The 21,419-nt window shown below is 46.0% G+C and carries 16 protein-coding genes; 8 read left to right on the forward strand and 8 right to left on the reverse strand.

What is annotated here, in order from left to right; all coding sequences use genetic code 11:
• Positions 1-77 precede the first annotated feature (77 nt).
• Together IUA53_RS05485 and IUA53_RS05490 are read right to left on the reverse strand one after the other, a co-directional pair.
• Positions 78-1,571 carry a carotenoid oxygenase family protein gene (locus tag IUA53_RS05485; RefSeq protein WP_044448200.1) on the reverse strand — a complete coding sequence of 498 codons (1,494 nt, stop codon included), beginning with the start codon at positions 1,569-1,571 and terminating at the stop codon, positions 78-80.
• Positions 1,572-1,576: 5 nt separating this feature from the next.
• On the reverse strand, positions 1,577-1,990 hold the full coding sequence (locus IUA53_RS05490; RefSeq protein ID WP_052806692.1) for a DUF2141 domain-containing protein: 414 nt from the start codon (positions 1,988-1,990) through the stop codon (positions 1,577-1,579).
• 154 nt (positions 1,991-2,144) lie between these two features.
• Between IUA53_RS05490 and IUA53_RS05495 the strand changes: the two genes are divergently transcribed.
• Together IUA53_RS05495 and IUA53_RS05500 are read left to right on the forward strand one after the other, a co-directional pair.
• Positions 2,145-3,278 carry a sensor histidine kinase gene (locus IUA53_RS05495; RefSeq protein WP_196898651.1) on the forward strand — a complete coding sequence of 378 codons (1,134 nt, stop codon included), beginning with the start codon at positions 2,145-2,147 and terminating at the stop codon, positions 3,276-3,278.
• A complete protein-coding gene (locus tag IUA53_RS05500; RefSeq protein WP_044057725.1) occupies positions 3,271-3,900 on the forward strand; it encodes a response regulator in 630 nt (209 codons plus the stop codon). Before IUA53_RS05495 ends, IUA53_RS05500 begins: the two co-directional genes overlap by 8 nt.
• Positions 3,901-3,904: 4 nt before the next feature.
• Here IUA53_RS05500 and IUA53_RS05505 read toward each other — a convergent pair whose 3' ends face one another.
• Positions 3,905-4,861, reverse strand: coding sequence for a YihY/virulence factor BrkB family protein (locus tag IUA53_RS05505; protein WP_044448196.1), 957 nt, complete (start codon positions 4,859-4,861; stop codon positions 3,905-3,907).
• A 289-nt stretch (positions 4,862-5,150) separates the two neighbouring features.
• On the opposite strand from IUA53_RS05505, the gene IUA53_RS05510 reads away from it, so the two are divergent.
• Genes IUA53_RS05510 through IUA53_RS05520 form a run of 3 tightly spaced genes read left to right on the forward strand, consistent with a single transcriptional unit; the run spans position 5,151 to position 9,678 of the window.
• Positions 5,151-5,678, forward strand: coding sequence for an RNA polymerase sigma factor (locus IUA53_RS05510; protein ID WP_044058993.1), 528 nt, complete (start codon positions 5,151-5,153; stop codon positions 5,676-5,678).
• A gap of 32 nt (positions 5,679-5,710) precedes the next feature.
• Positions 5,711-6,754 carry a FecR family protein gene (locus IUA53_RS05515; RefSeq protein ID WP_052806691.1) on the forward strand — a complete coding sequence of 348 codons (1,044 nt, stop codon included), beginning with the start codon at positions 5,711-5,713 and terminating at the stop codon, positions 6,752-6,754.
• Between the two features lie 8 nt (positions 6,755-6,762).
• Positions 6,763-9,678 carry a TonB-dependent receptor gene (locus IUA53_RS05520; RefSeq protein ID WP_044448194.1) on the forward strand — a complete coding sequence of 972 codons (2,916 nt, stop codon included), beginning with the start codon at positions 6,763-6,765 and terminating at the stop codon, positions 9,676-9,678.
• 41 nt (positions 9,679-9,719) lie between these two features.
• Here IUA53_RS05520 and IUA53_RS05525 read toward each other — a convergent pair whose 3' ends face one another.
• A complete protein-coding gene (locus IUA53_RS05525; protein ID WP_196898653.1) occupies positions 9,720-12,464 on the reverse strand; it encodes a TonB-dependent receptor in 2,745 nt (914 codons plus the stop codon).
• 19 nt (positions 12,465-12,483) lie between these two features.
• Entirely contained in the window at positions 12,484-13,548 is a 1,065-nt protein-coding gene (locus tag IUA53_RS05530; protein ID WP_196898655.1) for a Ca2+-dependent phosphoinositide-specific phospholipase C, read from the reverse strand.
• 216 nt (positions 13,549-13,764) lie between these two features.
• Here IUA53_RS05530 and IUA53_RS05535 point away from each other — a divergent pair, with 216 nt between their 5' ends.
• Positions 13,765-15,570: a metallophosphoesterase family protein gene (locus IUA53_RS05535; RefSeq protein WP_196898657.1), complete on the forward strand. Its 1,806-nt coding sequence runs from the start codon at positions 13,765-13,767 to the stop codon at positions 15,568-15,570.
• Positions 15,571-15,582: 12 nt separating this feature from the next.
• Here IUA53_RS05535 and IUA53_RS05540 read toward each other — a convergent pair whose 3' ends face one another.
• Entirely contained in the window at positions 15,583-17,385 is a 1,803-nt protein-coding gene (locus IUA53_RS05540) for a vanadium-dependent haloperoxidase (RefSeq protein WP_196898659.1), read from the reverse strand.
• A gap of 310 nt (positions 17,386-17,695) precedes the next feature.
• Here IUA53_RS05540 and IUA53_RS05545 point away from each other — a divergent pair, with 310 nt between their 5' ends.
• Positions 17,696-18,214 carry an RNA polymerase sigma factor gene (locus IUA53_RS05545; RefSeq protein ID WP_044057721.1) on the forward strand — a complete coding sequence of 173 codons (519 nt, stop codon included), beginning with the start codon at positions 17,696-17,698 and terminating at the stop codon, positions 18,212-18,214.
• 4 nt (positions 18,215-18,218) lie between these two features.
• The gene (locus tag IUA53_RS05550; protein ID WP_196898661.1) at positions 18,219-18,593 is read left to right on the forward strand and encodes a DUF6768 family protein; all 375 of its coding nucleotides are present in this window, start codon (positions 18,219-18,221) and stop codon (positions 18,591-18,593) included.
• A gap of 49 nt (positions 18,594-18,642) precedes the next feature.
• Here the strand turns inward: IUA53_RS05550 and IUA53_RS05555 are convergent, their stop codons facing one another.
• Together IUA53_RS05555 and IUA53_RS05560 are read right to left on the reverse strand one after the other, a co-directional pair.
• Positions 18,643-20,016, reverse strand: coding sequence for an amidohydrolase family protein (locus tag IUA53_RS05555; protein ID WP_196898663.1), 1,374 nt, complete (start codon positions 20,014-20,016; stop codon positions 18,643-18,645).
• A complete protein-coding gene (locus IUA53_RS05560; RefSeq protein ID WP_196898665.1) occupies positions 20,013-21,374 on the reverse strand; it encodes a nucleobase:cation symporter-2 family protein in 1,362 nt (453 codons plus the stop codon). The genes IUA53_RS05555 and IUA53_RS05560 overlap by 4 nt, the downstream gene beginning before the upstream one ends.
• Between the last annotated feature and the right edge of the window lie 45 nt (positions 21,375-21,419).

The following is a 21,419-nucleotide window of genomic DNA, read 5'->3' on the forward strand; positions in this document are numbered from 1 at the left end:
AACTATTTGTATTTGTGTTTGGGGGATTGTACATCAAATTCAAATAAAATCATCTACATTAAAATGTCTTTACATTGTCATATGATGGCACCATGAAAACCTAATGGCATGTAGCTATCTAACTTAACTTGGGCAACAGGGCCGTCCGCAATATGTTGTGCATTGAATACGTAGCAGTAAGTATTGCCTGACACGAAATCTAACCCTGTATTGACTAAGTAGCCTTCACCTGGCTTACTGCTCACAGGCACAAAAAGGGGTTCTTCGGTAATAACATTATTGCCAAAGCTAAAACTGTCAAGATGCCCTGTTTGGGTGTTCACACTCGCGATACTGTTATACTCGCCATGGGTAACATGTTTAGACGCGTGAACGCCAAATTGCAGTTGTGTCGCCTTGCCGGTAAAGCGGTTATCGAATTGCACAAATTCCATAGGCGTAGTGCTATTATCCAAGTACGCGGTCTTTTTACTTAAATTGATGCGTATTTGTGCCGCTGTGCTTCTATCGTGTTTACCTATTGTCCCGTCACTAACCATTTTTACGTCATTAAGCATAATATCGGCGTTGTGATACCAACAGGCATTCACGGTAAGCGTGTTGCCTTCTTGCCAAGCATTGCCAAAATGGAAGACGAACCCAGCGTCAAAAGGCACTCGCAATACCGGGGTAAGGGTGTTTTTGTCTACCACTAATAGTTCGCCTGGCTGGTGACCCTGCCAATTCATGCTGCTAATTAATGTCTCTCCTCTGCCTTTTTGGATGGGCGGGAAGTAGAACACTAAATAATTGTCGGTGACCGCGAAGTCGTGAACATAACTTTTGGGCGCATCTACCATGGCGTATCGCGACAATTTTCCCTGGGGCGTAAGCTGATAAATCATCAGTTTTGCATGGCCAAAAAACGAGAGGTCGCCAAAATTCCAAAGGTTACCTGTGCTATCGGCATGAGGGTGAGCTGAAAAGGGCATGCCATCTAATGCCGATTCAAGCGATACTTGTCCCTCGGTGACTAGGCTATTCGGGTTAAGCTTATAGGGCATCGCCGCCTCCCATAATGCCCATAGTTCATTGTTCACCGGCAACAGTGCAATGTTTGCTGTGTTTACCGCTTCGGCGTTTTTAGACAATTTTGAATTCGGGACGATAGATCCAGCCCCGTTATATAAGAAGCGGTTGGCTTTTGTTTCTTCAACAAACTTTTGCGTGCGAACGAATTTTCCCGAATGGGTAACACCTTTAGCGTCGAAGGCATAGCGGTGAACGAACCCGTCACCATCAAACCAATGTGTGTAGCGCTCGCCACCTAACACCACGCGGGCAGGCCCATTCCTATAAAGGCTTTTTCCTCTAAGTTCCTCGGGGAGTTTACCTTCCCACGAGAAATGGCGAGGGGCAATATCTTGAGTAAGTCCTTCCCAGCCTCGCAATATAGGGTGTTGCTGTAGTTGTTGGTTGAACGCTTCGTTGAATGAAGGCCGCTGCTCAGCAAACGCATGGAGGCTGAAAGAGGGGGCTAGGGTACTGCAACCAGCAACACCAAGTGCTTTAACAAAGTCTCGACGGTTCATCTTGGTTACTCCATATTTATTGTGAGGTGTACGGGGGTGGTGGCGACATCAAATTGAATGTCGGAAAAGGACGGAGGCCCCATCACTCTGGGGTTGGTACTAAACCCGTAGGGTTCCGTTGGAATGCCAATTAAGTTCGAGTTTAAATCGCGGTTGCCATCTAAATCTTGAAACACCATCACACCATAGTGGCCGCTAGGTAAATCAGCCAATACCGCTTTTTGATCAGCTTTGTGGACCGTAATAATTTGACTTTGAATGGCCTTGCGAGATTTCATGTCTTCTTCCGATGCATACACCGCCAGGTAAAGCTGACCAGAGAGGGTATTTACTCCAGCAAAATTTACTGTCACATCGGCTGCTTCTGAAAAAGGCGTCATCATAGTGAATAGGGTGAGTGCGGTAAGGTGAGTTTTCATGTTTTGTCTCCTGTTAAGTTAATAGCAACTTTATACAGCAGACATAAACGTGACATGTGCCAAAAGTCATGGCGATAAAAAACATGACTTTTGGCACCTGAGTAGGCAAAGTGGGCCTTGTATTCTGCCGTTACGTTCAATAAAGAAAAAAACTATGCCTAAGGAAGATAAGCAAATAACGTTACTCATCGCTGGCGTTCTCGCTTGGTTTGCAGTACTCATGATTACGCAAGTAAGAGCTTCATTTTTATTGGCAAATGAGGTTTATTTCGCGGGGTTCGGTTTTTTTCTCGCTGGCTTTTTGGCGATTAATTTTTTAACTAAAGCTAAGCAACGAACCTGGTTGGCCAGCGGGTTTATTTTGCTTCAACTCATCGGGTTTGTTTTTGTCTTCATGACCTCTCGAACCTCTGATGCATTAATTCTATTGGTTGTATTTGCAGGTCAATTGCCTTTTTTTCTGTCACAGAGGCAATCTATCGCTGTATTGGTGCTGATTGATGGGCTGTGCCTCGCGACTTTTCTTTTAATGTGGGAGCGGGGGGTTAACGCATCCCTAATTGCAATAACCTTGAATTTGGCATTCCAGTGTTTTGCACTGTCGGTGGCGCATATTGCAGTACGTGAAAGCAATGCGAGGGTGGCGTTAGAGCAAGCGAATGCGGAACTGGTATCCACGCGATCATTGTTAGAGCAAACCTCACGGCAGGCCGAGCGCCTTAAATTAAGTCGAGATTTACATGATATTTGTGGCCATCAACTCACCGGCCTGCTGCTTAATTTAGAATATTTAAGCAAAACCGTGCCTGAGCCTCAGCAAAGGGGGATAGATGAAACAAAACAAATTGCAAAAGATTTACTTAACGATATTCGTGCCGTGGTCAGGCAAAACAAACAATCGGCACAATTAGATTTAAATGCCGCCATCGATAGTTTGTTTGCCCATTTACCCCATGTCAATGCTACCTTTAATCAGCGGCTAGCTGCGCCTTTATTATCTGTGCACCATGCAGAGGTCTTGTTGCGAATTTGCCAAGAAGCGGTGAGCAATGCATTGCGCTACGGCAGTGAGAAGCGCCTGGCTATTTCACTCACCAAGCTCCCCGATACCATATTACTTGACGTGACTAACCCGTATAAGGCGCGCACTCAACCTCGGCAAGGTTCGGGGTTGCAAAACATGCAGGAGCGCGCCACCGAATTGGGCGGGAAGGTGACAATTGAAAAGGACGAGAACCAATGGAAAGTCAGTGTAAGCTTGCCCTACAAGGAGCAACACTATGATTAATGTCGCCATTGCCGATGATCAAATTTTGGTGCGCCAAGGTATAGCAAGCTTATTAACGTTATGTGCGGATATAAACGTGTGTTGGCAAGCTGATAACGGTGAAGATGCACTGCAAAAAATAGCGGCGCAGCCCATCGATGTAGTGTTGATGGATATTCGAATGCCGTTAAAAAGTGGCATTGAAGCGCTCAGTGAATTGCGAGACGCAGGCAACGACACAAAAGTGATTATTTTAACTACGTTTGATGATCCAGCCCTTTTTACCCAAGCTATGCACGCTGGGGCGAATGGTTTCTTACTAAAAGATGTGGATGCCGAAAAGCTTGAGAGTGCCATTAATATCGTGTTTAACGGCGGCATGCTGGCCGAGCCCGTTCTTTTAAATCAGCTGAGTCACGACCAGCTAAGCACCTTCGCCGACCCCGATATCGAGCCATTAAGTGGGCGCGAATTAGACATTTTAAAGCTAATTGCAGGAGGCTATTCGAACAAAGAAATTGCAGAAACGGTGTTTTTAGCAGAGGGCACAGTGAAAAACCATGTTTCGAATATTTTATCAAAACTAAACACCCGGGACCGAACCCGCGCCGTACTAAAAGCACTAAGCGCAAAACTGATTTAGGTGGCTAAGTATCGCGTAAATCAGCTGGGGTGTTGTCGGCAACAACGGCATTTCTATGCCCCATAGGCTTATCTTCACCCACTGTACTGTCGGCGGTAGTTTGTAATTCAATGGATGAATTGACTTCAGCGCCAATCAGTATGATATAGGCACTTAAATAGAGCCACATTAGCAGCACGATGATACCGCCAACAGAGCCGTAGGTTTTATTGTAGGAAGCAAATTCATTCAGGTAAATTGAAAACCCATAGGAGGCTATTACCCATAATATTGTGGCAAATAGAGAGCCTGGGGTGACCCATCGCCATTGTGCTGAGCGACGGTGAGGGGCATACCGATACAACGCCGATAACCCTAAGTTAAAAAATATCAACATGGTAGGCCACGATACCCATGCGGCTTGTTTAGTACTTACTGTGTTGTTTGATAACCAACTGATTAATTCAGGTAATATGGTAATGGTTGCAAGGGCAATAATAACGGTGGCTATGACGCATAAGGTTCCCGTTAATCGGGCAAGTAGCCCTTTAAAAAAGCCCCGCGCATTGGTTTCGTTATAGGTGATATTGCAGGCTTTAATAAGGGCATTCGCGCCTTTGCTGCTGCTCCACAACGACAATAATAATGTGAGTAAGAAGCTCCAGCCTAGCGCTGAATTTGTTTTTTCCGTCAGGTTGGTTAACTGTTCTTCAATGATGTATCTGCTGTCTCTAGGCACTACATCCACTATCAGTGCCATGTGCTTTTGTAACTCATCAGCCGACACCACTAGTCCGTATAGGGCAATGGTTGCCCCCAATAATGGGAAGATAGCGAGCAAACAATAAAATGCGACGCCTGCTGATATAAGAGGGATATTGTGCTTTTGCACATTTGTCACAATACGTTTGCTGATTGACCACCAACTGCGCAACGACATTTCCATGGCCGATTGTGCCTTACTGATATGCTTTTGCTTCATGGTAATAAGGTTGTTCCTAATATCTAATGTAGATACTAGGTTTAGCGTATGAAAGATTACTACTGATGTGAACAAGTGAGCTAAGGTGTTCGGTATGTCATTTAAGCGTCAAAAAACCTTCATAGTGTTTATTGTCCCCCATTGACGCCTTTTTGCGTCAATAAAGATGAAACCGGTTGCCCCTCTCTATGTTTATTCCGATGATGGGGGGAACCTCTGAGTGAAATGAATTTGTCATATAGCAAAGGTACACTGAAAAGACTCTACGCCAATGCATTCAATAATAAAAATGAAGCCTTCAGATGATTTAAATTGGCACGGCCTATCACGTTCAGAGGCCAATGTGCTTTGGACATCCTTGCGGGCATTTATTCGAAGCTTAACCTTTGACAGTGCTCAGGTTGATGACATTTTTCAAGAAACGGTGTTACGCACCCGTAAAAGTAAATGTTTATCTGAACTGGACTCACCGCTTGCTTACATGATTACGGTGTCGAAGTCGGTGCTGTATGATTTTCAGCGTAAATCAATCCCTCAGGCCGACGATATTCAAACGCTTGAGCTGCAATCTGCGGATGAGTCTCCTGACGTTGCTTATTTGAATCAGCAAAAATTAGACGAAGTAGAGCGCATTTTGTCTGCGATGGCGCCGCTGCGTAGACAGGTATTTTTACTACGGAGAATAGACGGGTTATCGCGGGACGAAATTGCAGAGAAGCTTGATATAAGCCTAGAGGCGGTAAAAAAACACCTTACTCGTGCTATGGTAGAACTCACCGTAAAGCTTGAAGAAGCGGGCTGGTCGAAAGACCACTAACACCCAAGTAGCCGAAGAGACGTACGCCATTAATGAACGCTTATACTAATCAATCCTCCCCCAATGCATCTGTTTTAGAAGAGGCCGCTGATTGGGTTGACCGCTTTGACTCTCTTTGTGAAGCGGAACACCGCGCGTTCACCGAATGGCTGGAAATTGAGCAAAACAAAAGGGCGTTTGAGCGGGTATCTCGCATCATGGGGCAACCTGAAATTGTTGCCAAAGGGCAAGCGCTTCTCGCGGAGCACCGAGCGGCCAGCCGTTTAGCGCAAACGCCCACGTCATTACAATGCAAGGCTAATGTAAGTCGCTTTCCTCACCTATCTAGTTGGCTTTATGCCAGTGCGGCGTCCTTGCTGGTGGCCGCAATCTTTATTACCACAAATGTATGGCAGCCATCTGAATCATCATCACCGGGCGATGGCCTAGTTAATCAGGTACCCGTTAATCAATGGCAACAGGAAGACGTCACCACGCAAATAGGTGAACTACGCTCTACGGTACTCAACGATGGCTCCATTGTTTATTTAGGCGCAGACACTGCATTGGTAGTGTCACACACGGCAGACAAAAGGGCGGTAAGGTTACAACAAGGCCAAGCTTACTTTGATGTTGCCCATGCCCCTCATCGTCCATTTGAAGTCGAGGCCGGGGATGTGGTTATTACAGTAGTTGGCACCGCATTTGACGTAGAGCGCTTAGGCAGTAAAACCGACATTCAGGTTTACGACGGTACTGTTAACGTGGCGGCAGATAAACGATTAACCTTGTACAAAGGGGACGGGGTGGTTCTTGAAAATGGGCGCGTCATACAAGAGACCCACGTCAATAACCGACAACTGCCCACGTGGCGCACTGGATGGCTTGAAGCTGAAGGTAAGCCGATTAAAGATATTGTGGCAACATTAAATCGATACCTGAAAAAGCCCATTTCGTATACCGGTGATGAACACTATGCGGTATCAGGTCGCTTTCCACTGAACAATCCGAAACGTGCACTTAAGCTACTGGCTTCCATAGACGAATTGCAATTACAAGAACGCCAAACTAGCTATACGCTTACTCTCACTGATTAGGTGCATACATGGCACTTAAGCATTTAGGGTGGCGAGCGGGTTTATTTGCCATTTCATTGGCAAGTAGCGAAGCCATTGCCAACGTTAATCACGATAATGTGCCGCAGTACCTTCATATTCAGGAGGTAACCTTAGACAAAGCCTTACAGCATGTTGCCGAACGTTTTGCCTACGCCTATGTCGCCAACCCCAAGTTACTCAGCCATTCTGATACGGTTTCACTTAACGGTAATTACGGGCTGCATGAAGCCTTAGCTTACCTTTTAAAGGCCACCCCGCTTACCTATATTATCAATGATCAGGGCATTGTCATTAAGGCGAAACCTGCTGTTGAAGCAACGGCGATAGAAGAGGTTAGGGTGAAGGGTATTCGGGGGTCCTTAAACCTATCTCGCAAAGGCAAACGAGAAAGCAAGGCAATTTCCGATGTGATTGCCGCACAAGACATTGCTGCTTATCCTGACAGAAATTTAGCAGAGTCTTTGCAGCGTATCTCGGGCATGTCTATTACCCGTGAAGCTGGCGAGGGCCGACAAATTATTCTGCGTGGGCTTAATCCAGACTTTACCCTTGTTACGTTAAACGGCATGCCCGTACTTGCTAATAATGACTCACCCATGGACAGTCGAACCCAACGAGATAGAGATCGTTCTTTCGACTTAAACCTGTTTACCTCTGATTTATTCAATCAAATACAAGTATTAAAAAGCTATTCCCCCACACTTCCAAGTGGTGGAATGGCTGGGGTGACCGCGTTGAGTACGGCGCGACCATTTGCAACGCCCGGAGTTCATGCCACATTCACTCAACAGGTGGGAGCAAATCAGTACGCCAATGGGGTGTCATCGCGCTCTTCTGCGGTGGTGTCTGCCACGAAAGGAAACTGGGGCGGACTATTTTCCATTTCCTACGGCGCTAGAAACTCTCAAGAGCAGGGCGCGAATACCTTTAGGTGGCGACAAATCCCCCCTGATGGTGCGGATATTTCATTGCTAGACGATGATATAGCCGCAGCCTGGGAAGCGCAGACACTTTGGATCCCCCGAGGAAACCGCTATTCAGTTTGGCGCAGTGATATGCGCAGGTTGGGGGCGGGGGCAGCACTGGAATACAAAGATACCCAAAGCCACATTACCCTCGATTGGATATATGGAAAATTAGCCAGCACACGGCAAGAAAATCATCTCTATCCGAGAGGGTTTAATTCTACCCCTATCATTGAAGATAAAACCCTTGTGACAGCGCTAGAGGTAAATGAGCAAAACGAACTCGTGTTTGGCAAATTCGAAAACGCGAGGGTAGGTACCGAAAATCGATATCAGCAGGTTGCTACTCGGTTTGAGCAATGGGTGGTTAATTCCGAAAACGCCTTATCCAATACATGGCGTGGCCTGGGAGTTTTTGGTGTTCAGCAGGCCAGTTATGACATGCCAACCAGCATACGCGCCTACATGCGCGGCGAAAGTGATGTCACATTAGATTACACTCAAGATTACTATTTTGCTGATATTCGCTATGCCGACGACCTCACTCAGGGAGGTTTTTGGCAAATGAATGAACTTGATGCCGAGCAGTATGGGTCAAGCTCTCATTTTGTGTATGGGAAGTATACGCTTGAATATCAACCAAGCAGCCATAGTGTGTGGCAGATGGGAATGGACAGAGTCCACTTTGAAAGTAAAACTAACTACCTAGACATTCAGGATATGCTGAAGGAAGAATGGAAAACGACTGCTGTGGAGGTACCGTTAAACGCAAGCTATGGGTTTTCAGCGCACCCTAAATTGTCTTGGCTCGCATTGCGCCCGCGCGCTGCATTTGAGGCGTTTGATGTTTCTACATCAGCGCAAGCACTCGCTTCCTCTTTTGAAATTGACCGCCAAGAAGACAACACCGTGAAGGAAATACGCACGTCGGCGTTTGTTCAACATCAGTGGCAGTCAAACCGTTGGACTTTTCTAGCCGGCATTCGAAGTGAGCTTGATGAAACTCACGTACAGGTGGTTCAAGATGACATCAAACGTAGCTACACGATGAATAACTTTATTTGGCTGCCTCATGTAGCTGCTAATTTGCGTCTTCATGAAAGTGTGTATAGGTTAAGCGTCAGTCAGTCAGTAGGTTATCCACAGTTAGATACCTTAACGTCGCAGGTGGTTTATAACCCTCTCACGCAAATGCTGTATTCACCTAATGAGAATTTATCGCCCTTTACGGCTTACAACATCGATTTAAGTGTTGAGCGATACCTTGCGGGTGTCAATAGAGTGTCTACCAATGTGTTTGCCAAATTAATCGATGATATTGTGGTGAGTCAGCGCGCAGCGTTAAATATAGATTCGTTATCGGCGTATGAGCAGTTTATTATTGCTGATATTGACCCTGACACGATTAGGGGTAAAGTGACACCGCAAAATGCAGAAGAGGCATTTATTTACGGTATTGAAGGCACCTTGCAATGGGAAATGCCGGTGGCAGAGGTGTTGCCGCTAGCTTCACCTTATCATTTAGGCCTAGTGATTAATGCCAGCTACACCCAAGGAGACGTGCGCTACTACAACGAAAACACGGGTGAAGCATTAGAGCGAAAAGCCCTACCGTATCTATCGCCTTGGCTTGCCAATGTAACGGGCTATATAGAAGGATACGCATTGAGTCTAAGGGTGTCTGCCACCTATCGTGATAGTTATATTGCCCGGGTAGATAGCAATACATTAACTGATGAAGACGAAACGGGCTTTGAACCAAGTTTGTATCTAGACGCGGTTTTCGCTTATCAAATGGACGATCACTGGGAATGGCGTATAGAAGCGACCAACTTAACCAACGAGCGCGAAATTCAATATTCCAATTCAAATCATCGGCCCTACAACACAACGGTAAGTGGCAGAAACTATACGCTTTCATTGTCTTATCGATTATGACCAACTACCTAAGGGTAGTTGGTCACTGATTCACTCATCCCTTAGAACTCGTAAGTTACCCCAAGGTAGAAGGTTCTGCCGCTTACCGTGGTGTTATATAAACGGTCGTCAGAGTCACTGTACTGTTCTTCACGCTCATCACTTAAGTTAATCCCTTCAAAGGAGAGTTTGATTTTCTCACTGACATCATAAAAGGCTGAAAAGTCCCAATACGTTGTGCCATGAAAACCGGCTTCATCTTGATCAGAACTAGAGGTTTCTACCTGAGTAAGGTAATCATCGCGGTGTGCCAAGGATACACGCATACCCCAATGACTTGTTTCATAGTATAGGGTTGCGTTGTACGTGTTTTCTGACAGCCCATAAAACGGGCGATAAACTTCAGTACTTTCGCCATCAACCAGCACATTGTGAAGGGATTCACCTTCAGCGTAGGTGTAGTTTACGATGGCGCCCATATTGTTAAACGGGGCAGGTAAGAAATCGAAATCACGCTGAAATGCTAGCTCCCAGCCAGAAAAGTCGCTGTCATCAAGATTTTGCGGTTGGGAGAACGTATACAGGGTACTGGCGGTTTGTGGATTGCCATCTTCATCTACCATACCTTCGATAAGGTCGAGAGGATAACCGGTATCACCATAAGCAACCGGCACGATGGTGGTGGCAATAAAGTTATCAATGTCTTTTTGGAAATAGGTTACGGACGCGTATCCCACTTCGTCAAAATAATACTCTGCACTGACTTCCATATTGAGGGTTTCAAACGGTTGCAAGCCGGGATTACCCGCATTAATGTTTAAGCCGCTAGAACCAAATAACGGGTCGGTATTCACAGTACCAGACACTGACAGGCTGCCTAATGTAGGGCGCGTAACGTTTTTACCCGCGCTAGCTCGCAGCACCAGTTTTTCTGTTGCATACCAGGCTAGGTTGAAGGTAGGCAGTATGTCGTCGTACTGGCGTTCTACGGTGACATATTCAGTGCCGTTCACTAAGCCGCTAGATTCAATGTCGGTATCAAAATAGCGCAAACCAAAACTGGTTCGTACTTCCGAGTTTTCAAGTAAGAAGTCTTTTTCGTAGGTGATGTACAGGGCTGTAGTTTGTTCTGTGACTTCGTCGGGTTGGTCAGAGTACGAAAGGTTTCTGTCTACATTAAAGGTAGTTAAAACACCGGTGACGTCTGTGCTTAACCAGCTTTGTTTTTCATGCACATTATTAACGTAAACTAAATCAGGGTTAATGACGTCGCTTATTTCGCCACTTTGCCATTCGCTTCGTAACGCATTGCCAATCTGTTCAGAGTTATTACTATGCTCGAAGTCTTTAATAGACACCCCAAACTTTAAGGTGCTGGTGTCAGAAAGTAAGTAGTCGCTATCGAGCTTCGCGATAGCGAAACTGTTATCCACCTTGTCTTCGGCTAAATCAATTTCGTGGAAGCGGTATTCGTCAATATCGGTAGGATCAAAGCCGTTTACGTAGCTGTTAGTGCCGTAAAAACGGTCTTCGCGGTAGTCTATTGTCATGTCAGCAAATGACTCTAAATACACTTTGGCACTATTACTTTCGTACTCACTCTTCATATAACCGAGCAGGCCAGAGACAGAAAGCGCCTCTGTGACTGTCCAATCGGCGTTAAATATCATCTGAGAGATATCGGTAGTGGCGCTTTGATCGCGGCTTTCCGAGTGCAGCGCGGTGTTTTCCCACGCCGAGTAAATCACTTCGTTGTTAGCGTTAAACTCAATGTCGGTTAGGCTAGAGCAGTAATAACGCGCACCCTCGTAATCGGCGCCCGTACACCCTAAAGCTGTAGAGCTTGAGCCTCGGCTTTGGAGGTGAAACTCACCTCGATCACTATCTAACGTGCCGTAAAGGGCGTCTAGGCCAAAAGAAAGATTGGCGCTTGGGCGATATTGCAACGCCACGGTAGCCCCAACACGGGTTTGTTCGCTGTTAAATTGGGAATAGCGGCTGCCGCGAGAGAATCGTAATTCCCCACTGTTAACAGCATCTTGGTCCGCAGCTGAAAGGGCTGATATGTCAGAGCCTTGCGCATCTCTTGGGCGCCAGCGATAGGTGTTATAGCCTTGCTCAGCGGTGTCTCGTTTACTATAAGCTAATGAGAAAAGTGCGCCGAAGTCGCCCCACGTATTTGATACCAATGCGGCTAATCGAGGGCTGGTGTCTTCTGTGAGTGAGTTGTCACCCGCTTGCGCGCTCACCACCGCTTTCATGCCATCGTAGTCGAAGGGTTTTGCGGTATAAAGTTTCACAGTGCCACCAATACCGCCTTCATCCATTTCGGCGGAATAACTCTTTTTAACATCAATTTGATTAAAGAGTTCAGAAGCAAATATATTAAAATCAAAAGAACGAGAGCGGTTAGTGGTGCCACGACTGTCCATGGCTGAAGACGACGTGCCTAAGGCTTCCATTCCGTTAAGTTGTACCTGGGTAAAATCTGCGTTTAGGCCTCGTAGTGAAATTTGTCTACCTTCACCGGCTTCTCGAGTAATGGTGACACCAGGAATACGCTGAATAGATTCGGCTAGGTTGAGACTAGGAAAGTCAGCGATATCTTCTGCAAGAATGGAGTCTTGAGATCCTAACGCATCTTTTTTCAAATCTTTCGCTTTAATCAAAGAGCTTCTAAAGCCACTGACCACAATTTGCTCAATCATGTCGTCATCGGCTTCTTGTGCTAAAGACACCTGTGGCAGCGAGGCGAATGACGAGGTGACCGCAACGGCGATCAGGGCTTTTTTGAATGTGTGTTGCATGTGTGTTCCTTATTGCGTGTTAATTAACGTTATTGTTTAAAAAAGGATGACTTCGTACGAAGGGGGTTGACTCAAAAGAGACCACATGACCCCTTTGCCTTGACAGCAAAGCGCCTGCGTAAAAATCGGTAGAAATAAACTGTGCACCACTGGCGAATGCCGCTTGCTTTTGTAATGCCATGTCGTCAGTGGTGGCACTTAGGTTGGCATCTGCACGGGTGCGCACTAAAAAACCTTGCGCCACCAAAGCCCGAATATCGTCTAGTTGGTTGCGGGGGTTGTTGCGGATAAAAATAGCCGCTTCGTCCCACTCCTCAGGCACCGAGATAAACATGCTGCGTCCTTTCAGTGAGGGGGCGTGTTTCACGTATTGCGCGCGCTGGTGGGTGCTGGCGTCGAAGATAAATAAAAACTTACCGCGCAGGCTGTCTAGTTGTGGCCAACCTTGCGTTAGCACTGCCCGCTTGAGGGAGTTAAATTCACCGCGAATCTCGTCGGGCGTAACCAGTTTGTGTTTAAGTAACTGCGCTATTTCGTCATCTAGGCGCTTATAGGCTTGTGCTGAAAAGGGCGCTGGTGAAGGTCGAGAGATAAAGTCAGGCTGGGTTTCTTTCGCGTTCACTAAAATGGTGATGGGGAAATGATTAGGGTGCGCATTGGACCAAGTCACAAGACGCGTCAAACAGGTGCTAAAGAGAACGCAGTGAGTTTGCATATCCAAATGAGGGATATGCATAACCTTAAAACCGGGTTGTGCCAGGTGTTCTCGCTGTTGATCATTGAACCAGGTGTCGTTTAACAGTAACTCTGTTTCAGGAGCGTGGTATTGCCCGCCTTGGGGGTCGTTTACCACATCGATTTCAAGCTGTCGCAACCCCATATCAAGTTGCTCGGTAAGCGATGGGTGGCTGTAGTTGAGCTTTGTCCACATACCAGGGGCACGTTTATTTAAAAACGCCAAAAGCGAAACAGGTAATGGTTTTTTGTAGCTATTGTGGGATCCAATAACCTGATATTCATTAAGAGAAGCCGCCTTAGCACTTAAGATAAGACAGCACCCGAATACAAAAGACACGAAACGCATAAACTCACTTCTAAGCAGTATTTTTGAAGGTAGAGTGAGTGAGATTTAAAACGGGGACGAGAAAAGTTGCGGTAAAGATAAATTTAATAAAAGTGTCATAAACCTGCTGATTTATTTAGGAAAAAATTTATTTTCTTTGTCCCCGTTTCGCGGTGAACGGTGTCTTCTTTGTGTGATGTTGTAATTTTGTATTAGGCAAGGATTAAACGAGAAAAAATGAAAAATCGCCAGCGGTACACAGTGGTTAGCGCCGTATTTCCCCGTCTTTTATTTATCTATCTGCTTTGGGGAGCCTGCTTATTGCCCCTGGCTAATGCGCAAGCCAAGGCGCTAGAAAAAAAACAGCAAATTGCTTTTATCGCCGATATTCATTTGCATGCGCCAGTGGCTACGGCTAAAGGGATCCCTAGTGCGCTCTTGCCTAAGGATCCCGCGACGAAACAACCCGTATTGTTACGTAGTATGCAAGCACAGCTTCATTCTACTCGGTTATTTAATGAAAATAGTGTGGTGTTGCGTACCGCGTTAGAGGATATTGCTGAACAAGGTATTCAACTTGTCGCCCTGCCAGGTGATTTCTCAGATGATGGTCAACCAGCCAATATCGAGGCCTTAAACGCCATTCTCAATGAATATGCCGAAAAATACGGAATGCGCTTTTTTGCCATTAATGGTAATCACGACCCTGTTCGTCCGTTTACCAGGCCTGGGGGAAAGGCCAACTTTTTAGCGGCTGAAGGGAATGAAATTCGTGTTGTTAGCCCACTTCACAAAGACTGCATCAGTGGCAAGGCTGTTCATTGTAGCGAAGGCGTCAAAGAGTGGGGATACAAAGAAATTGCCAACGCGCTGGCCGCCCATGGGTTTCAACCTCACAGTAGTGACATTTTGTATGAAACGCCTTTTGGTACTGCCGATTTAGCTAAACGGGCATGGCAATGGTGCGATGATAATGTCAACTGCATCGCCATGCCTGATATGAGTTACCTGGTGGAACCCACCGAAGGGCTTTGGCTATTAGCCATAGATGCCAATGTTTATATTCCAGAAAGCGACAGTGGAATGGGAAAATTTAAGGGGTCTAGCAATGCCGGTTATAACGCATTGCGAGAATATAAACCCCAACTTATTGAATGGATAGCGAATCTTGTACAGCGTGCCAAGCGCGAAAACAAACTTTTAGTGAGTTTTAGCCACTTTCCCATGGCCGATTTCTATGATGATCAAGCAAGCGCAATGGCGAGGGTGTTTGGGCAAAACACTATGCAGCTATCCCGTTTACCTACAGCAAAAACCACTGCAATACTTGCCAATACAGGGCTTAAGTTGCATTTCGGGGGGCATATGCATCTGTTTGATATAAGTCGCATACAACCCCAGGGTTTATTAAATGTGCAGGTACCGTCACTCGCCGCTTACCAACCTGGCTATACAGTGCTGAAACTGGCCCCTTCTGGAGAGGCGCTAATAGAAACGAAAGTAGTGAAAAATGTGCCACAGTTTACCCGCTGGTTTCCCATTTACGCAAAAGAGTGGCAGTTCCGTCGAGCTCATAACTTGAACGTTTGGGATAAGAATATTCTTAACGCACCAGATTACTTATCGTTTACCGATGAGCACCTAAAACAGATTATTCACCATCGTTATTTAGTAAAAGAATGGCCTGAAAGTGTGGTTAACACATTAACCCAATCAACGATTGGCGATATTGTTGCTCGTTTGGGGTATACCCTGAGCGGCCCGCAATATGATGAGGTACTATCCCAAGACGCTATCACCTTGGTTTATGATTTCTATCGCGCAAGGAATGCGGGTAGCTTTGCCAATTTAAATGGAAGGCGCGCCTTTTACCGCGCGCTCGACCGAGTCTTTAGAAATCGACGACCTTCACTCTCCATCACTTCACAGGCTGCGAATGCGAAGCCAACAGAGCAACTGGAAGCCGTGATATCAATGATTATCGAAACGGTTGAACGCGCGAGTAAAGACACAGCAATACAAACCCTAAATTTAAGGGGCTAACAATAAAGCACCCTAGGTAGGTTTAATTTCGCCGTTCTTAATTTCCACTTCTGTACCTGTGAATTGATTAAATTTAAATACCAGGTTTTCTTTTGCATTATGGGTGAGTGTTTGTTCCTGTAAAATGCCCATCGCAATTTCCTCACCCATTAACAGTGACTCGCGATAGTCACTGTAGTAATGCACGCCTGCCCAATCGCGTCCAATTGAAATGTTAGCGGCCAGCTTGTTGAGCTCGCCTTCTAAGGTGAGCGAACGACTCACTTCCACAACCCTTAAACGTTTTCCATCAGGGGAGGGCACAAAAGCGTAATCACTTTGGTAACTTTGGCCATCCACGCTAATGCTTTCCCCGTTTTTTGAAACATGGAGATAGTTTGCACCATTGAAAAACGCTTTTAGCATGGTGACACATGCACCCGCTACGGTAGCGTGGCCAGCACCATAAGAAGGGTGCATGGGTGACCCTTCCGCAAAGGCCATAGGTAACAGCAAATTGCCTGAGGCGTGCTGTAATTTTTCTGCAAGCCCAGCGTTGTCTATTTCACTCCGCATAGCCGTAAATTGCGGCTTTACTTCGTCGGGTAATATATCGGCTTTTTCAATACGCGCAGCCAGTGCTTCGGGGCGTAAGCGTCGGTGTACATTAAATTTTTGATATCGAACGGCTTTAAGTGCACGGGTTGCCACCTCTGTCACTAAGGTGAGTATGTGTGGGCCACCGTAAAGGGCAAAGCCCTGCTGTCTGTCTTGTTCGTCACTTTGGGTATAAGGAATTCCTTCACTCAAAGGCGCTTTGATATTCAACAGTAAAATACAGGCATTCAAGTAGGCTTGGTAAAGTGCGTCGTAATGCACGAAGGTGGCTAGGTCTCTTGGGGTAGTGATAAATCGCCTATTGTTTCCTTTGTAATGCTCTAAGCTTCCGGTATCTCCTCCATTTTGAACATGAAGCCATTCGTCCCAGTCGGTAAGATAATTTTCCTCGCTGGCTTGCCGAACACGCTGATCGATTATTTGTGCGCCGTAGCGAATTTTACCGTCGCTAGCATCATGCTCTGGGCTAGTGTCGTTTTTGTGGTTTAAACCGGTATCACCACTTAGCAAAAACTGCGAAAGGTAAGGGCCATCAACATCCCCATGAGTCATCCCCCTAAATGCGGTTGTTAATGTGAAAGGCGCAGCGGCAGCTCGATTTTCAAAGGAAAATTGATTAAGCATAGAAACAATGCTGTCAGCGTTTTGCTGCTCTCTTTTTAACGAACGGTAATGCCGAGAATGCTCGCCAACAAAGGATAAAAAGCTCTCTTTAGGCATAGAGAAGGCCGCAAAATGTACATCTCGCAATAAAGCTTGCGCGTAAACCTCGGCCATTTCGCCCGTTAAAATCGATTTTTTATTAGATAACCCCGGAGGAGGGCACATGGTTACAGCATGGCTGTCTGGGCCTTGTAAGTCGAAAGTTAAACCGGCTGAAGCACTTTCCCAAGCTCGCCATTTGTATTGCCCCGGGTCGCCCACATTGATGGCTTTGAAATCTGCTGGGTCGCCAGAGTCAATAGCCTTCACCAAGGCAGCGTAGTCATCGGTATTAGCCACTAACCCTGTGTTGCCGTGGTGTGATAATCCTTTGGTGAAATTCATTGCTTTGCAAATGAGTAACTCGTCACCATTGGTGTTATGGATAGATTCACCGCCGGAAGCAGCTAACGCTGCGTCGGCTCGGCTTTTCGCGACATCTGCCGCTTTCACTCTGGTACTGAGGCTTTTAAGAGTACGATTGACTTGTGCATTGTAATCATGTGGATTAGCCATGACATCTCCTTATTAATGGTAGATACAGTCTATTTAATGGTTGCTTTCATCGTTGTTCTATTGCTTGCTAAGAGTGAGTGCTAAGAAAAGGAAATTTCTCTCATTAAGGCTAAAAATTAATCGTTGATATGCAAAAGTGCTTGTATGGCTTAGGAGGAGGTATGAAATGGTGGGCAGCAATTAAAAAGTCCGAACCCGAAGTGCATTTGACCCGTCATTATATAAAAAGAAGAGGGCGCTCAATGTTCATAACACTCCTATTGCTTTTGGTTACCTTTCTAATAGAAGTATTTGAGACTGTTGTAAATTAATGACAAATGCAGACATAGAGTTACTGGTGATAGAACTTCAATTTGGCGATAGGGCTGCGCTTGGCAAACTCTATCAGCATTTTCATGTTGCCATGCGAAAATACGCATTAATGCGGGTTAAAGACAGTATGGTGGCAGACGATCTTGTTCAAAATGTATGGGCCAAAATTGCCAAACGCGTAACGCGATTGAACGACGTATCGCTGTTTAAAAGCTGGTTATACAAAGCGCTGCGGTGGGAAATAATCGACTGGTATAGAGCATCACGCAATGAAGTATTACTAGACGAAAATATCCCTGAAAAAACCATAGAGCTGGTCTTCAGCGAGCCCCTTTCACCCTTAAGGCATTTATTTACACTACCGGCGAAAGAACGAGACGTGGCAGAGCTGTTTTACCTTAACGATTTAAATATTAAAGAGATAAGCCTAGTGGCAGGAATACCACTAGGCACGGTTAAGTCGCGATTACACCGCGCACGCACCTTATTAAAAAAACGCATTTCAGATACGGAGTAAAGCCATGACGACTAATTCAGACGATGAGATTAAGCGCTACCTAAAACAGCAGTCGCAGGAGCTAGACAGCATGCTAGGTGAAGGTTTAACCGATTACCTAAAACTGGGGTTTGACAGTCGCTTTTCTGGCTTGATGAAGCTAGGCTATGCTATAGCGATAGCACTGAGCATAGTGCTATTTTACTGTGGCTATCAGTTTTTCAACGCGCCAGGTGCAGACCAAGTATTTTGGGGGGTATTACTCATAGTGAGTTTTAACGCACAGGTAGCCACCAAGCTTTGGATATTCATGCAAACCAACCGCAACATGCTTTCAAAAGAAATGCGCATGATGGAGGTTAGGCTGCGGGCATGGGTTGAGGCCAAAGGGTTGCAGTAAGGTGTTAGGTCACGCTGCACTACCCAACACCTTTTCATGCTAATAAACACTACTTATTCAGCGCGTTTTTGCTTCCCCCTGACGTTTTCATCCACGCATTTCTGCGAGCAAAGAGCGCGGGGGCGGCAAGATTGACTTGCTCAATCAAGGTTTGGATATCGTGTTCTAGCAGCTTTCCGTTTTTAACCAGTACCTTTCCCGCCACCATGGTCATGTTCACGTCTTGCCCTTGTACGGCATGAACCAAATTGTGGTGAATATTCATTAAGGGGCCTGAGGCAATGAGAGGCGTCATTCTTGGGGTGTTCAGGTTAATACTGATCATATCTGCTGATTTACCTACTTCTAGTGAGCCTGTGGTTTGCGCTAGCCCTAAGGCTTTTGCGCCATTAATAGTGGCCATTTTGCACACATCCCAAGCATCCAAGGTGGCGGCATCAAGTTTGACAAACTTCGCCAACAGCGACGCAGTTTTCATCTCTTCAAACATATCTAGGTTATTGTTTTCTTTTTCACCGTCAGTGCCTAACCCTACGGCAATACCGGCTTTTAGCATCTCAACCACGGGGGCAGCGCCAGACGCGAGCTTCATATTACTGATAGGGTTGTGCGCAACGCCTATTTTTCGGTGCGCCATAAGGGATATTTCACTTTCATCCACCCATACGCAATGGGCAAGTAACACCTTGGGAGCTTCTAGCAAACCTTGTCGCTCTAACGCGTGTAAAGGGCGGCACTGATAGCGCGCTAACGTTTGTTCTACGTCAAATTGACTTTCATTGCTGTGAGTGTGAAACCCTACGTTGTAGTCGTTACACATTGCCGCTATTCGGGTTAATGCGTGTGGCTCTGCGTAAAACAAATGTTCTAACCCCACCCAAACTTGAATGCGACCATCACCTTTTTCATGCCATTGATTGATTAACTGTTCATTGGTATCTAACGTTTCAAAATAGTTGTGGTCGGGGTGTTCGGCGACATACGGCACTAAACACGCGCGAATGCCTAGTTGCTCTGCAGCTTCGGCGCTGCCATGCATGTATCGCCACATATCCACTATGCAAGTGGTGCCAGACAATAAAGCTTCTGCATAGCATAACCATGAAGATAACGATGCGTCTTCAGGCAATAGCACACGGTGCATAGGGTCAATATACTGTTGTAACCAATCCCAAACAGGCAAGCCTTCCGCCGTTCCTCGCAGCATGCCAGAGTGGCAATGCGTATTAATTAAACCCGGCATTAGGAGTTGATTCTCAAGGTATACAACCTCTGCATGAGGAAAAGTTACGGTTAACTCTTCTGAGGCATCAATGGACTTAATTATGCCGTCTTCAACTAATATGCCTCCGTTTTCAATTAAGGTATTGTCATCGTCCATGGGGAGAATATAGTCGGCTATATAAATTGTACTTTTTTTCATTTTTTTGCCTGAGGGGAGTGATGTGAATTTGAGTTAAGCAGTGCGTTCAACAACACCGCAGTGATGACGCAAAGAATAATGCCGCTATCGGTTATCATTTTGCTCCAAGCTGGCATGTGCTGGAAAAAGTGAGGCGCAATGGTAGGGGTGAGGCCAATGCCAACACTGGAAGAAACAATAAGAATATTCGAACGGTGATGGGAAAAATTCACGTTAGATAGAATTTGAACGCCCATTAACGCCACGGTGCCGAACATCACCATGGCGGCAGCACCCAACGCATAGAGCGGAAGCGACGCAATAATAAACGCCATTTTAGGGAAGCACCCAAGTAAAATCAGAATGAACGCCCCGGAGGAGGCCACATATCTACTCGTTACGCCGCTAATGGCAACGAGGCCAATGTTTTGAGAAAACGAGGTGTAAGGAAAAGCATTGAATATGCCGCCGAGTAAGGTACCAAGCCCGTCTGATCTTAGACCCCGAACTAATCGCTTTTCGTCAATCTCTTGATCTACCATTTTGCCTAACGCTAAAAACATGCCGGTGGATTCTACCATGGTCACCAGCATGACGAGGCTCATAGACACAATGGCCCAAATATCGAAGGTAGGCAGGCCGAAGCTAAAGGGTTTAATCATGCCAAACCACGCTGCTTCATCAAGCCCTTTTAGTGAAACGTCACCCAGTGCGGTTGCACAAATAAAACCGCAAATCATAGCAATGAGAATTGACGTGTTGGCTATTAATCCTTTTGCATAGCGGTTAATAAGTAGAATAAGGGCAAGCTGAAAAAAGCTAATAGCAAGGTATATGGGCTTACCAAAATCAGGGTTAGGGCTGCCATCTGGCAATCTTGGTTCGCCGCCTGCTGCCCATTCTATGCCCACTTTCATTAAGCTAAGACCAATGACCAAAAGCACTGAACCTGTTACCACGGGCGGGAAAAAGCGAAGTAATTTTCCCATAAGTGGGGCGCAGGCAATTCCAATTAAACCCGAGGCAATAATCGCCCCGAAAATACCAGTAATACCTAAATCGGGATTAACGCCAATGGCTATCATGGGGGCTACGGCGGTAAAAGTAACGCCCATCATAATAGGCAGGCGAATGCCAAAAAAGCGGTTGCCGAAACATTGGACAAGTGTGGCAAGTCCGGCTGCAAACAAATCGGCGTTGATAATAAGTGATAGCTTATCTTTCGGTAAATCCAGTGCGGCGCCAAGAATGAGTGGAACAATAATACAGGCTGAATACATCACTAAAACATGCTGTAGTCCCATAACAAAGGTTGGCCAAAGCGCTAATTTTTCATCTACGGGGTGAACACGACTTTTTATTTTTATTGTGCTGTCCATGGTTTTTGGTTTTCCATTACAGAGAAGTACAGAGGGCTAGCGAAT

The organism is Alteromonas sp. B31-7 (assembly GCF_015767655.1).
In the GTDB taxonomy this organism is placed as follows: domain Bacteria; phylum Pseudomonadota; class Gammaproteobacteria; order Enterobacterales; family Alteromonadaceae; genus Alteromonas; species Alteromonas australica.